Below are 13,707 nucleotides of genomic sequence, written 5' to 3' on the forward strand. Positions count from 1 at the left end.
AAAATGACACAGGGTGACTACGGGTGTCGCCCCCCTTGGCCGGGGCGATACTGCCCAGGTTGCCGCTCACATATCACCCGCCCATGCCCCAACGCCTCGTGCACCACCAATCCGCCACCGAGCTTCAGCAAGCCCGGCGCTGGATGCTGGAGCACGGCGAAGTCCCCCAGGGCATGGTGGACGAGGCCTTGAGCCGCTCCTGGCAGCGCAGCCACCACGCCGGTCTCAGCCCCATCGACCTGGCCACCGAGCAACCCGTCTGCAGCGCGCCCGATCTGCGCATCGCCCTGGACAGGCAGCACGACTTCCTGGCGCACGCACGCCCGGTGATGGAGTTCGTCTTTGACCAGATGCGCGGCAGCGGCAACCTCGTGGTGCTGTCCGATTCGCGCGGCCTGCTGCTGCACAGCCTGGGCGACACCGACTTCATGAGCCGCGCCGACCGCGTCTCGCTGCGCCCCGGCGCCCTCTGGCATGAGGCCGACCGCGGCACCAACGCCATCGGCACCGCCCTGGCCGACCAGCGGCCCGTCGTCATCCACGGTGCCGAGCACTATCTGGAGCGCAACAGCTTCCTCACCTGCTCGGCCGCCCCCGTGCTGACCTCGGCGGGCCGGCTGCAAGGCGTGCTCGATATCTCGGGCGACCAGCGCGCCCACCACCCTCACACCTTTGCGCTGGTGCGCTCGGCGGCCCGCATGATCGAAGACCGGCTCTTCCACGCCCGCCACAGCCGCGACCAGATCCTGCGCCTGCACCACCTCGCCGAAGGCCTGGGTGCTGTGGGCGAAGGCCTGATTGCCCTGTCCGACGACGGCTGGGTGGTGGGCGCCAACGCCTTGGCCCAGCAGTGGCTGGGTCTGGACGAATCCCGCATCGGCGCCGGTACGCTGGACCAGTTGACCGGCATCCAGAGCCGGCTGATGCCGCCGGGCAAGGTCATGCGCCTGCACACACCTGGTGACCGCCCCTTGTTTGGCCGCATGGACCCGCGCCAGCGCCCGGTGCTGAACCTGTCGGGCAGCGCGGTGCGGCGCACGTCTGCCACGCCGCCCACCTCCACCGCGCCGGCCCGTGCCCCTGAACAAGACCCGCGCCTGCAAGAGGCCCTGATCCGCGCCCGTCGCGTGCAGGCCCAGGGCATCGCCGTGCTGGTGCAGGGCGAATCGGGCAGCGGCAAGGAAGTGTTCGCGCGAGCCCTGCATGCCGAAGGCGAGCGCGCCCACAAGCCCTTTGTGGCCGTCAACTGCGCGGCCCTGCCCGAAACCCTGATCGAAGCCGAACTGTTCGGCTACGTGGGCGGCGCCTTCACCGGCGCGCGCCGTGAAGGCTCGCCCGGCCGCATCCGCGAGGCCGACGGCGGCACGCTCTTCCTCGATGAAATCGGCGACATGCCCTTGGCCCTGCAAGCTCGCCTGCTGCGCGTGCTGCAGGACAAGGTGGTCATGCCCCTGGGCGGCAGCAAGCCCCAGCCGGTTGACTTCGTGCTGGTCTGCGCCACGCACCACAAGCTGCGCGAGGCCATCGCCGCCGGAACCTTCCGCGAAGACCTGTACTACCGCCTCAACGGCCTGACCGTCACCCTGCCCGCCCTGCGCGAGCGCCAGGACTTCGAAGGCGTGGTGCTGGGCATGCTGGATCAGCTCGCGTCCGACATGAAACGCGCGCCTGTGCAGGCCATCCACCCCGGCCTCATGGCCGCCATGAGCCGCTACCCATGGCCCGGCAACCTGCGCCAGTTGCACAGCCTGCTGCGCACCGTCTGCGCCTTGCTGGACCCGGACGAACACACCCTGGACTGGCACCACCTGCCCGAGGACATGGCCCAGGATCTGAGGGCAGCCAGGGAGCCTGCGAGCGCCACATCCCCCCTGCCCGGCTCACCCATGCTTGCCACCCCGGTCGCTGAAGCCAACCTGCGCCGCCTGTCCGATCAGGCCATCCAGCAGGTCATCGACGCCACCCAGGGCAACATGTCCGAAGCGGCCCGCCGCCTGGGCATCAGCCGCAACACGCTCTACCGCCGCCTCAAACAAGCGGGCGCCTGAAGGCCACGGGCAGCATCACGGTGCGTCAGCCCCTGGTCAGGATCAAAAAACGGCGAAGAATTCCCCGCACAGGCGTGATCCCGGCCCGCATTTGGGTAGCATCTCGGGCATGACGAACGCCGACCCCCAAGAACTCGCCAAATTCAGCGATCTGGCCCACAAGTGGTGGGACCCGGAAAGCGAATTCCGCCCCCTGCACGAGATCAACCCCCTGCGCCTGGACTGGATCGACCAGTTGGCCGCCATCAAGGGCAAGAACGTGGTGGACGTGGGCTGCGGCGGCGGCATCCTGGCTGAATCCATGGCCCGCAAAAGCGCCAATGTGCTGGGTGTGGACCTGGCCGACAAACCGCTGAAGGTTGCCCAGCTGCACGCCATGGAAGCCGGCGTCGCCAACATCGACTACCGCAGTGTGGCCGCCGAGGCCCTGGCCGCCGAGCAACCCGGCCACTTCGATGTGATCACCTGCATGGAGATGCTGGAACACGTGCCCGACCCCTCGTCCATCGTGCAGGCCTGCTTTGACATGGCCAAGCCGGGCGGCTGGGTGTTCTTCTCCACCATCAACCGCAACCCCAAGGCCTTCCTGTTTGCCATCGTGGGTGCAGAGTACATGCTCAAGCTGCTGCCCAAGGGCACGCACGAGTTCGCACGCTTCATCCGCCCGGCCGAGCTGGCCCGCTGGATCCGCGAAGCCGGCCTGGACCTGGTTCAGTTCAAGGGCATGGAATACAACCCGATCACCCGCCGCTACTGGCTGTCGGGCGACACCAGCGTGAACTACCTGGTGGCTTGCCGCAAGCCCCTGGCCTCGTGATGGGCGGCGGCACGAGCCTGTCGGCTTCCTTCAAGCTCAACGCGATCCGCTGGGCCTGCCCGCCCACCGCGGTGCTGTTCGATCTGGACGGCACCCTGGCCGATACCGCGGGCGATCTGGGTGGTGCGCTGAACCAGTTGCGCGTGGCCCGCGGGCTCGATCCGCTGCCGCTGGACGTGCTGCGCCCTTATGCCTCGGCAGGTGCCCGGGGCCTCATTGGCGTGGGGCTGGACATCCACCCCGGCGATCCTGAATTCGAACCGCTGCGACTGGCGTTTCTCGACGCCTACATGCGCTGCCTGGCCGACACCACGGTCCTGTTCGATGGCATGAGCGAGCTGCTTTACGAGTTGAGCGCGCGCGGTTTGAAGTGGGGCATCGTCACCAACAAACCCCACCGCTTCACCTTGCCGGTGATGGAGGGCCTGGGCCTGCGCGAAGACGCCGCGGTCATCATCAGCGGCGACAGCACCGCCCATGCCAAGCCGCACCCACTGCCCTTGCTCACAGCATGTGAAGAGATGGGCGTGCCGCCCGCGTCGGTGCTGTATGTGGGTGATGACCTGCGTGACATCCAGGTGGCGCAGGCGGCTGCGATGCCCAGTGCGGCGGCGCAATGGGGTTATATCGGGCACAACGGTGACATCAGTGAGTGGGGCGCTGACGTGATCGTGGCGCAACCGCTGGATTTGCTGGCGCACTTGCCTGCTTGAGGTTGATGGCTGGTGGGGGCATCGTCGTCAACGGTGCCTGATGCTGGTTTCGCGCGTGCGTGTCTCGTGCGTGAGAAGGCGCGCTTTGTCGAGGGAGCGCGAGGCGGGGGCTGAGCCAGCATCCGTCCAGGCTTCATGTTGACGGTCCCGCTTTGCAAGCGGGACTGCCCTGCGATGCGCGCAAGGAAGTGGCGCCGGGGAACTCGCTGCAGGGCCCACGGCCCTTACGCTCGAACAACCCCGGCGAGTTTGAGTACGAAGCACGCTGCGCGTGCCCACTTCCTTGCTGTGCTTCTCGGCGCCAACAAGGCGCCCAGCCAGATGCCGACTCAGCCCTTTTCCGCCTCGCTCGTGGCATGCCCAGGCTCCGGTCCTGACTAATCGACGAATCAGGCTTTGTTGATACCGCCACCCCTCGCACATGCACATGCACTCACCGCGCGCCGCTTCGCCCATTGCGCCCACCCGCAGCCGTGGCGACGCGCAAGCGGGGCGGCCAAAGGCTGAGGTGGTGTGCGGTGGGGCGCCTTGGTGACGCCGAGCAGCGCAGTGGCAAGGTGGGCGCACGCAGTGCGCTTCGTGATCTGACTCGCTGGCGTTGTTCGAGCGCAGGGGCTGCAAGCCCTGTAGCGAGTTCGCCAGCGCCACCTTGGCACGAGCAGCACAGGGCAGTCCTGCCGCAGGCAGGACCGTCAACATGAAGCCCAGCCGCACGCCAACTCAGCCTTTGGCCGCCCCGCGCCCCCCGACAAAGCGCCTCAACCCACACATGAAAAAGCCACCGCATCAAACGGTGGCTTCTTCATTCACGCAGAACCAAATCTGCAAAAAAACCGAGCAATCAGGCCGAACGCCCATAGTTGTCCTGGAAGCGCACGATGTCATCTTCACCCAGGTAGCTGCCCGACTGCACCTCGATGATCTCCAGCGGGATCGTGCCCGGGTTGACCAGGCGGTGCACCGTGCCCAGAGGGATGTAGGTGGACTGGTTCTCTGACAGCATCAGCACCTTGTCGCCATTGGTGACCTCGGCCGTGCCGCTCACCACGATCCAATGCTCGGCGCGGTGGTGGTGCATCTGCAGGCTCAATGATGCCTTGGGCTTGACCATGATGCGCTTGACCTGAAAGCGCGGGCCCGAGTCGATCGAGTCATACCAGCCCCAGGGGCGGTGCACACGACGGTGCAGCGTGCCTTCCGTGCGGGACTTGCTGTCCAGCGTCGACACGATCTTCTTGACGTCCTGGCTGCTGTTGCGGTCGGCCACCAGCACGGCATCCGGCGTTTCCACCACAACCACGTTGTCCAGGCCCACAGCGGCCACCAGGCGGCTCGTGGCATGCACCAGGGTATTGCTGCTGTTCTGGAACAGCGCGTCGCCTTGCGAGGCATTGCCCTTCTCGTCGTGCTCGCTGACCTGCCACACGGCATCCCAGGCCCCCAGGTCAGACCAGCCCGCATCCAGCGGCACCATGCGCACCACGAAACCACTCTCGGGGTGCGACGGGCACTGCTCCATCACGGCATAGTCCACCGACTCGGACGGCACGGTGGCGAACTCGGCCTTGCCCGGACGCACGAACTGCGCGTCGGTTGTGCGCACCGCGAAGGACTCGCGCGTGGCCTTGGCGATGTCGGGACGGAAGTGCTCCAGCGCTGCGAGCCAGCGTGATGCCTTCATCACGAACATGCCGCTGTTCCAGAAATAGCCGCCATCGGCCACATAGGACTTGGCCGTTTCCAGGTTGGGCTTCTCGACGAAAGCGGCCACGGCGCGTGCGCCATTGGCGTCGGTGGCACCCGTGCGGATATAACCAAAGCCGGTTTCGGGGCGATCCGGCGTGATGCCCAGGATGACGATGTCGCCATTGGCCGCGGCACGCACGGCGGTCTGCAGTGCTGCAGTGTAGGCCGCTTCATTGGTGACGGTCTGGTCAGCGGGTGTGACCACCAGGATGGGGTCGGCGCCATCGGCCGTGGCCTGCAAGGCAGCCAGGGTCACGGCGGGCGCGGTGTTGCGGCCCACGGGCTCCAGCAGCAGCGAAGAAGGCTCACCCTTCAACTCGCGCAGCTGGTCCAGCACCAGGAAGCGGTGCTCCTCGTTGCCCACCACGCAGGGCTTGCTGACCTCGATGTCATCCGCACCCAGGGCCTGCAAACGCAGGTGCGCCTGCTGGAACAGGCTCTGGTTGCCTTGCAGCACCAGGAACTGCTTGGGGTACAGCGCACGCGACAGCGGCCACAGGCGGGTGCCGGAACCACCGGCCATGATCACGGGAAGCAAAGCGTATTTCATAGTCAAACCATCACTAAATTGGCGAGCGGATCAAGGGGCGGCGCCCCCTGGCTCAACCTTCAAATCCGTTGGGGTTGGTGGACTGCCAGCGCCACGAGTCTACGCACATCTGCTCCAGACCTCGGCTCGCTTTCCAGCCCATCGTTTCAAATGCGTGACGGGGGTCCGCATAACAGGCGTCCACATCGCCCGGCCGGCGGGGCGCGAACACCAGCGGGATCTCGCGGTCGGCGGCCTTGCCGTAAGCCTGCGCCAGCTCCACCACGCTGTAGCCCTGCCCTGTGCCCAGGTTGACCGTCAGCGACTGGCCCTTGTCGGCCAGGTAGCGCAGTGCGGCCACATGGCCTTCGGCCAGATCACACACGTGGATGTAGTCACGCACGCCCGTGCCATCGGGCGTGTTGTAGTCGTTGCCGAACACATTGAGGTGCTGACGTTTGCCGATGGCCACCTGCGCGACGTAAGGCATCAGGTTGTTGGGCACGCCACGCGGGTCTTCGCCGATGAGCCCACTGTGATGCGCGCCCACCGGGTTGAAATAGCGCAGGTAGGCCACGTGCCAGTTGGCATCGCAGCGCTCCAGCTCACGCAGCATTTCCTCGCCCAGCAGCTTGGTCTGGCCATAGGGGTTGGTCACGCGCAGGGGCGCGTCTTCGGTGATGGGCAGGCGCTCGGGCTTGCCGTACACCGTGGCCGATGAACTGAACACGAGCTTGAACACCCCGTGGCGCTTCATGGCCTGGCACACCGCCAGCAAACCACCCAGGTTGTTCTCGAAATAGTCCAGTGGCCGCTCGACCGATTCGCCCACGGCCTTGAGGGCCGCGAAGTGCACCACCGCCTGGATGCCACCGAACTGAGCCTGACCCACCTCGAAGCACCGGTCCATCACGACCTGGTCACGCACATCGCCCTGGATGAACACCGGCTTGCGGCCGCCGATGGTTTCCAGGCGATCCAGCACGCGGATGGAGCTGTTGACCAGGCTGTCCACACCAACGACATCAAAGCCGGCGTCTTGCAGGGCCAGCCAGGTGTGGGAGCCGATATAGCCGGTCGCGCCGGTCAACAGGATGCAGGCCACAGCTTACTCGTCCATTTAGAAATTGAATGAGTCAATCGTGAAGTTGGCATTACACGAGAATGCATGACCATCGTATTGAGGCCGAATCAGGTACGGATCGCCGAATAGATTCCTAGACTCTTGCTTGGTTTGACTGTATTTTGTGTAAGAGCACGCACCCTTCAACGATCGGAGCACCTGATAAGACCCACCCACCGAGAAACTACGCCCCAAGCTTGAACTCTTCAGCGAGTTATCCAAGCCTGTATAAGAATTATCCTGCTTGTACTGCGTCAATGTATAGGACGTAGTAAAAAGCAATTTTGCTGTGGCCTGCAAACGGGCGTCTGCAGTCGCCGTTGTGGCGATGGTATCCGCAAGGCTGACAATCGGCGTCGACGCAAAGACATAATTTGTATTTTGACGATCCGACCCAATTGAGCGCGACATATTCAGGCCATAAGACATCAGCCCTCCAGGTGTGTAGTCCCACCCCAACTGACCGCCCCACCCCGTCGACGACGCGTACTGCGCGTCGCTGTAGTCTGTAGACCGACGGGTCAGTACAGCAGACAAATTGCTCAACCCGGTTGCACGCCAATTCACTGAAAAGTCAATGTTCTTGTCGGTCTGAACCAAATCTGCCCGATTCACGTAGTTGGTAGATACGCGCCGCCCGCCAAGACCGAAGTTCAACACATCCGAACTGTAGTACACCAACTTCAGCCCATTGGTGTGCTGCTTGGCATCATTCAAGGGCTGCGCTTCGTAGCTGACATTATTCGCATCATATGATCCCACGAGGGCCCAGGTACCACCATTCCCATACTGAACGGTAAGCCCCCCATCACGGTACTTTCTCAAATTCTTGACCAGTCGACTGCCAGCATCGTTGTTTTGAATCTGGTTCAAATTTTCATCATATATACCATTGACGCGCACAATCCAATTCGAAAGCACTTCGGAACTCAGCTCTGCCGTGACGTTCTTGCCGTCATTGTTCAACTGGTCATTGTTGGCATATCGATTGGCGTCGACACGCGCGTTCAAGCTGTAATTCTGCCTGCCATAGGCCTTGTTCAAACCCAGCTGTGCGCTGGTTGTGTTAACCGTTTCACTCTGCCCACTTTCGTTCTTCGAAAAATTACTGTCCCTCATGATCTGGTGAGAAACAGTAAGAGACAAAGGTGTGGTGTCCTCACCAGCCACCGCATGGCCAGAAGCGAGCACACCCAGGCTCAACACAGCTGCCGCAACGGGCCGCAAGGACATGATGGATCGTTTAGCGTGCACCTCAGCTCCTCTCAATATGCGTTACGGTCAAAAATCACCAGGCGGATCGTGCGGATGATGATCTGCAGATCCAGGCCCAATGACCAGTTGCGCAGGTATTCCAGGTCGTACTCGACCCGCGCCTGCATCTTCTCGATGGTTTCTGTCTCGCCGCGCAGGCCATTGACCTGGGCCCAGCCGGTGATGCCGGGGCGCACCTTGTGGCGCACCATGTAGGCCTTGATCAGGCGGCGGTATTCCTCGTTGTGGGCCACCGCATGCGGACGCGGCCCGACAATGCTCATGCGGCCTTGCAACACGTTGATGAACTGGGGTAGTTCATCCAGCGAGGTCTTGCGGATGAAGGCGCCAAACGGCGTGATGCGTGGGTCGCCCTTGGTGGCCTGCTTGACCACCGTGCCGTTGTCCAGCGAACGCATGGAGCGAAACTTGTAGACGATGATCTCTTCGCCGTCCAGGCCGTTGCGGCGCTGCTTGAAGATCACCGGCCCGGGCGAGCTCAGCTTCACGCCAATGGCCAGCGCCAGCAGGATGGGCGAGATCAACACCAGGATGATGCTGGCCAGCGCGATGTCCGACAGGCGCTTGACCAGCTCGTTGGTGCCCGTGAACGGGGTTTCGCAGATGCCCACCACCGGTACGCCGTTCATGTCTTGCAGGCGGCCCTGGATGATGCTGATGCCGAACACATCCGGCACGAAGTACAGCGAGGCCGTGGTGCCCTGCACCGCCTCCAGCAACTCGACGATACGGGGCTGCGAACCCAGCGGCAAGGTGATGTAGACCTCCTGCACGCCATGCGCATAGACGTAGTTGGCCACGTCACGCAGGCCGCCCAGGCGCATGCTCACGGCCTCGGGCAGCACGCGGCTGTCGGTGCGGTCGTCGAAGTAGCCAATGAACTCGGTGCTCTGGTCCGGGTTGCTCTGCAGGGCGCGCGCGACCTTGCCGCCCAGGGGGCCGGCGCCCACCACGATGGCGCGGCGCTTGGCATTGGGTTGCGAGACCCGGTGCTTGATGATGACCTTGCCGATCAGCACAGCCACCCACTGGTAGAGGGGGGTGAGCACCGCCCAGGCCAGCATCACATTGAAGTCGAAAAACTGCAGGCTGTTGGTGGCGTACCCGCACAACCAGAGGATGGCCAACATGGACACCCAGGAGCTGACGATGTCGACACCCGCTTCCAGGCGCGAATCGGTGAAGCGGTTGCGGCCTGGAAAGGTCAGCGCAAACACCAGAAGGCACAGTGCCATGGACGCACGCATCACCGGCTCATCGAAATAAGCGAGTGCGCCCAGCAGGGATGCCACGGTGATGGACGGCTCAAGGAAAGCCGCCACGAACGATGTCACCGATTGCGGAGCGTTGAAAAACGTGCGGTTGTAGTTGCGGTTATTGAACATGTACACCAGGGGCTCACCCCAAGCCCCGGAAAACACCACGACCTTTTCGCCGCAGGGGCGCAAAGGTCGTGACAGATGATCTCGTGACGAACGAAAGAGCCTCAAGCAAAAGGCCGGCCAGACATTGTGGACCAAAAACTGTGACAGCCAGACTCGGACTCGCCCTGTGGGACAAGAGTTCCTAAGGGTTGTCGGGGGGCCCCTACAATCGCGGGATGGCACCTCACCCGCTTTCCTGGATCGGTCAGTTCGCCCTGCCGCGACTGACCCTGCTGCTCAACCACATCGTGTCGAGCGAACCCGTGGCCACCGCCAAGCTGCAGGCGCACGCAGGCCGCACGATCGATATACGCTGGGATTCGTCCTTCAGCCCCTCGCTGCCCGGCTTCCTGGCGCGCGTGCTGCCGGCCGGTGGCGGCCAGCCTTCGCCCTGGCGCTTCGTGATCACGCCTGCGGGCCTGTTCGAGGCCGTCGACACCCCCAATTCGCCGGAAAACACGGACACGACTGTCACAACTCCTAACGGATTGACCCTCACCGTCCGACTGGCTGACCCGCTCACCATGGCGCGGCAGGCTTTGAAGGGCGAGCGCCCCGAGGTGGCCATCGAAGGCGACGCGGCTCTGGCAGAAGTGGCCTCCTGGATGATGAAAAACCTGCGCTGGGACATCCAGGACGACATCGCCCGCTGGATGGGCACGGCACCGGCCGAAATGCTGCGCACCGTCGGCGAGAGCATCAAGCAAAGCCTGCAGCGCTGGCGCCCGCAGTCCGGCACCCGCCCGGGCAGCCCGCGTTGATGTCGGCTGACCGCTAGCCAATGCGCGCGCTGTTTCGCCCTGCCTTCATTGGCCTGATCGCCCTGCGCTATGGCCTGGACGGGCTGTTCCTGGACAGCCTGCGCCGGCCTGGCCTCAGTGCACTGGCGCGCGTGCTGTCCTTTGGCCGCAGGCTGAACGCACCACGCGGCCAGCGGCTGCGCATGGCCCTGGAGCGCCTGGGGCCCATCTTTGTCAAATTCGGGCAGATGCTGTCCACCCGGCGCGACCTGCTGCCCGCCGACGTGGCCGACGAGCTGGCCAAACTGCAAGACCGCGTCCCGCCTTTCCCCAGCGACGAGTCGATCAAGCTGGTTGAAAAAGCCCTGGGCCGCCCGATCGCCGCGGTGTTCAAGCAGTTCGACGCCGACCCGATCGCCAGTGCGTCGGTGGCGCAGGTGCACTTCGCCGTGCTACACGATGGCCGCGAAGTGGCGGTCAAGGTGCTGCGCCCGGGCATGCTCAACGTCATCGACGATGACCTGGCCTTGATGCGCACGCTGGCCGGCTGGGTCGAGCGCATCTGGGCCGATGGCCGCCGCCTCAAGCCTCGTGAGGTGGTCGCCGAGTTCGACAAACACCTGCACGATGAGCTGGACCTGGTGCGCGAGGCCGCCAACGCCGCGCAACTGCGCCGCAACATGCAGGGGCTGGACCTGGTGCTGGTGCCCGAGATGATCTGGGACTACTGCACGCCCACCGTCATGGTGATGGAGCGCATGAAGGGCGTGCCCATCAGCCAGATGCAGCGCCTGCGCGAAGCCGGCGTGGACATCAAGAAGCTGGCGCGCGATGGGGTCACCATCTTCTTCACCCAGGTCTTCCGCGACGGCTTCTTCCACGCCGACATGCACCCGGGCAACATCCAGGTCAGCCTGGACCCGGTGACATTCGGGCGCTACATCGCGCTGGACTTCGGCATCATCGGCACGCTCACCGAGGTCGACAAGGACTACCTGGCGCAGAACTTCGTGGCCTTCTTCCACCGCGACTACAAGCGCGTGGCCGAGCTGCACATCGAAAGCGGCTGGGTGCCGGCCAATACCCGCATCGACGAACTCGAAGGCGCGGTGCGCACGGTGTGCGAGCCCTACTTCGACCGGCCGATCAAGGAAATCTCGCTGGGCCAGGTGCTGTTGCGCCTGTTCCAGATCTCGCGGCGCTTCAACGTCGAGATCCAGCCCCAGCTGGTGCTGCTGCAAAAGACGCTGCTGAACGTGGAGGGCCTGGGCCGCGAGCTCGACCCCGATCTGGACCTGTGGAGCACGGCCAAGCCCTTCCTGGAACGCTGGATGCACGAGCAAGTCGGCATCCGTGGCCTGTTCGAGCGCTTCAAGCGCGAGGCACCCCGCTACGCCAAATTGCTGCCCGAGTTGCCCCGCCTGGTGCACCGCAACTTGCAGCAAGGCGACGCGGGCCTGCGCCGCGACCTGCAAGCCATCCTGCTGGAGCAGCGCCGCACCAACCGCACGCTGTCGGCCATCCTGTGGGTGGGCTTCGGCTTCGTGATGGGCCTGGTGGCCGCGCAATTCGTGGCACGGATGCACGCCCTGGGCTGGTTCTGACAGGCCGGGGGCCCCCCAGGCTGAGGGGGGTGCAGCGTGGTGACGCCGCCAGGGCCCGCGGCCTGCCTGGCAGGCACTAAACTGCGCCCCGCGCCCAAATCGTCCCCAATCATCCCGTTCCGCCCTGTCTCGCCCCATTGGCGACAACCCCGAGCGAAAAGACTGCTGACATGAACACCACCTTGCTTGCGTTTGTGATCCTGTATCTCGTCGGCACGATGGGCATCGGCATCTACGCTGGCACCCGCATCAAGAGCACCACGGACTTCGCCATCGCCGGCCGCAGCCTGCCGCTGGCCATGGTGATCACCACGACGTTTGCCACCTGGTTCGGCGCCGAAACGGTGATGGGCATCCCTGCCAAGTTCGTGCAAGGCGGGCTGAACGCCGTGGTGGAAGACCCGTTTGGCGCCTCGATGTGCCTGGTGCTGGTGGGCGCCTTCTTCGCCTCGCGCCTGTACAAGATGAGCTTGCTCACCATCGGTGACTTCTACCGCCACCGTTTTGGCGAAGGCGTTGAAATTTTCTGCTCCATCGCCATCATCCTGAGCTACCTGGGCTGGGTGGCCGCGCAGATCACGGCCCTGGGCCTGGTGTTCTCGGTGCTGTCGGGTGGGGCCATTGCACCGGCCACCGGCATGATCATCGGGACCTCGCTGGTGCTGGTCTACGTGCTGATCGGCGGCATGCTGGCCGTGGCCTGGACGGACTTCATCCAGATGATCGTGCTGGTCGTGGGCCTGTCCCTGATCGCCGTGATGGCCGGCCACCAGGCCGGTGGCGCCGACAAGGTGCTGGACATGGCCAAGGCCAACGAGTGGTTCAAGATCCTGCCGGAAGCCACGCCCAAGGGCTGGATCTTCTTCATCGGCACGGCCGTGACCATGATGCTGGGCTCGATCCCGCAGCAGGACGTGTTCCAGCGCGTGATGTCGGCCAAAGACAGCCAGACGGCCCGCAATGGCGCCATGATCGGTGGCTTCAGCTACCTGGCCTTTGCCTTCGTGCCCATGTTCATCGTGGCCTCGTCGCTGATCATCATGCCGGCCGAGACCAAGGAGCTGCTGGCCAATGACCCGCAGAAGGTGCTGCCCACCCTGATCCTGACCAAGATGCCGCTGATCGCCCAGATCTTCTTCTTCGGCGCCCTGGTGTCGGCCATCAAGTCGACGTCGTCGGCCACCCTGCTGGCGCCCTCGACCAGCTTTGTCGAGAACATCCTCAAGAACATCCATCCCGGCATGAGCGACCGCCAGGTGCTGCTGTCGCTGCGGATCACCATCCTGGTCTTCACGGCGCTGGTGCTGACCTACGCCATCAAGATGCAGGGCACGGCCATTTATGACCTGGTGTCCTCGGCTTACCAGGTCACCCTGGTGGGCGCCTTCGTGCCACTGACGTTTGGCCTGTACTGGGGCCGCGCCACCACACAAGGCGCCATCCTGTCCATCGCGGGGGGCATTGGTGTGTGGGCATTGTTCCTGGCCAACAGCGCCTGGGGCGAGTTGTTCCCGGGGCAGTTGGCCGGCCTGATCGCCGCGCTGGCCGGCATGGTGCTGGGCTCCCTGCTGCCGCAGGTGGTTCCCGACCACCGCGCCCGCGAAGCCCACATGGCCTGAAATCGCCGCCAACCCGTGTTCATGGGGCAGGACTTGGCCTGCTCTTGAAACGGCAGGCCTGCGCCCCAA

Annotated in this window: 10 protein-coding genes; 6 read left to right on the forward strand and 4 right to left on the reverse strand. The window is 64.3% G+C overall.

Features of this window, described 5'->3' with window-relative positions; translation table 11 throughout:
- Positions 1-83 precede the first annotated feature (83 nt).
- The 3 genes from HY019_RS19870 to HY019_RS19880 all read left to right on the forward strand — a co-directional run bounded on the left by HY019_RS19870 (position 84) and on the right by HY019_RS19880 (position 3,578).
- Positions 84-2,048: a sigma-54-dependent Fis family transcriptional regulator gene (locus HY019_RS19870; RefSeq protein WP_290695530.1), complete on the forward strand. Its 1,965-nt coding sequence runs from the start codon at positions 84-86 to the stop codon at positions 2,046-2,048.
- 109 nt (positions 2,049-2,157) lie between these two features.
- Entirely contained in the window at positions 2,158-2,865 is a 708-nt protein-coding gene (gene ubiG, locus HY019_RS19875; protein ID WP_290695532.1) for a bifunctional 2-polyprenyl-6-hydroxyphenol methylase/3-demethylubiquinol 3-O-methyltransferase UbiG, read from the forward strand.
- Positions 2,841-3,578 carry an HAD-IA family hydrolase gene (locus tag HY019_RS19880; RefSeq protein WP_290695534.1) on the forward strand — a complete coding sequence of 246 codons (738 nt, stop codon included), beginning with the start codon at positions 2,841-2,843 and terminating at the stop codon, positions 3,576-3,578. Before ubiG ends, HY019_RS19880 begins: the two co-directional genes overlap by 25 nt.
- 841 nt (positions 3,579-4,419) lie before the next feature.
- Here HY019_RS19880 and HY019_RS19885 read toward each other — a convergent pair.
- The 4 genes from HY019_RS19885 to HY019_RS19900 are packed head-to-tail and all read right to left on the reverse strand — an operon-like array spanning position 4,420 to position 9,636.
- Entirely contained in the window at positions 4,420-5,874 is a 1,455-nt protein-coding gene (locus HY019_RS19885; RefSeq protein WP_290695535.1) for a mannose-1-phosphate guanylyltransferase/mannose-6-phosphate isomerase, read from the reverse strand.
- A 52-nt stretch (positions 5,875-5,926) separates the two neighbouring features.
- A complete protein-coding gene (gene galE / locus HY019_RS19890) occupies positions 5,927-6,958 on the reverse strand; it encodes a UDP-glucose 4-epimerase GalE (RefSeq protein ID WP_290695537.1) in 1,032 nt (343 codons plus the stop codon).
- 15 nt (positions 6,959-6,973) lie between these two features.
- Positions 6,974-8,209, reverse strand: a complete 1,236-nt coding sequence (locus tag HY019_RS19895) for a hypothetical protein (protein ID WP_290695539.1) — start codon at positions 8,207-8,209, stop codon at positions 6,974-6,976.
- 32 nt (positions 8,210-8,241) lie between these two features.
- Positions 8,242-9,636 carry an undecaprenyl-phosphate glucose phosphotransferase gene (locus HY019_RS19900; protein ID WP_290695541.1) on the reverse strand — a complete coding sequence of 465 codons (1,395 nt, stop codon included), beginning with the start codon at positions 9,634-9,636 and terminating at the stop codon, positions 8,242-8,244.
- Between the two features lie 215 nt (positions 9,637-9,851).
- On the opposite strand from HY019_RS19900, the gene HY019_RS19905 reads away from it, so the two are divergent.
- The 3 genes from HY019_RS19905 (at position 9,852) to HY019_RS19915 (ending at position 13,638) form a co-directional block, all read left to right on the forward strand.
- The gene (locus tag HY019_RS19905) at positions 9,852-10,436 is read left to right on the forward strand and encodes a hypothetical protein (protein WP_290695543.1); all 585 of its coding nucleotides are present in this window, start codon (positions 9,852-9,854) and stop codon (positions 10,434-10,436) included.
- A 20-nt stretch (positions 10,437-10,456) separates the two neighbouring features.
- Positions 10,457-12,019: a ubiquinone biosynthesis regulatory protein kinase UbiB gene (gene ubiB / locus HY019_RS19910; protein ID WP_290695545.1), complete on the forward strand. Its 1,563-nt coding sequence runs from the start codon at positions 10,457-10,459 to the stop codon at positions 12,017-12,019.
- 170 nt (positions 12,020-12,189) lie between these two features.
- Entirely contained in the window at positions 12,190-13,638 is a 1,449-nt protein-coding gene (locus HY019_RS19915) for a sodium:solute symporter family protein (RefSeq protein WP_290695547.1), read from the forward strand.
- The last annotated feature ends 69 nt before the right edge of the window (positions 13,639-13,707 follow it).

Origin of the sequence: Aquabacterium sp. (genome assembly GCF_016195855.1) — a bacterium.
In the GTDB taxonomy this organism is placed as follows: Bacteria; Pseudomonadota; Gammaproteobacteria; order Burkholderiales; family Burkholderiaceae_C; genus Aquabacterium.

Bases quoted from the DNA above. Each gene is read 5' to 3' on its own strand.
- ubiG (WP_290695532.1), top strand. From the start codon at position 2,158: ATGACGAACGCCGACCCCCAAGAACTCGCCAAATTCAGCGATCTGGCC.
- HY019_RS19905 (WP_290695543.1), top strand. From the start codon at position 9,852: ATGGCACCTCACCCGCTTTCCTGGATCGGTCAGTTCGCCCTGCCGCGA.
- HY019_RS19885 (WP_290695535.1), bottom strand. From the start codon at position 5,874: ATGAAATACGCTTTGCTTCCCGTGATCATGGCCGGTGGTTCCGGCACC.
- HY019_RS19870 (WP_290695530.1), top strand. From the start codon at position 84: ATGCCCCAACGCCTCGTGCACCACCAATCCGCCACCGAGCTTCAGCAA.
- HY019_RS19900 (WP_290695541.1), bottom strand. From the start codon at position 9,636: ATGTTCAATAACCGCAACTACAACCGCACGTTTTTCAACGCTCCGCAA.
- HY019_RS19895 (WP_290695539.1), bottom strand. From the start codon at position 8,209: ATGTCCTTGCGGCCCGTTGCGGCAGCTGTGTTGAGCCTGGGTGTGCTC.
- HY019_RS19915 (WP_290695547.1), top strand. From the start codon at position 12,190: ATGAACACCACCTTGCTTGCGTTTGTGATCCTGTATCTCGTCGGCACG.
- ubiB (WP_290695545.1), top strand. From the start codon at position 10,457: ATGCGCGCGCTGTTTCGCCCTGCCTTCATTGGCCTGATCGCCCTGCGC.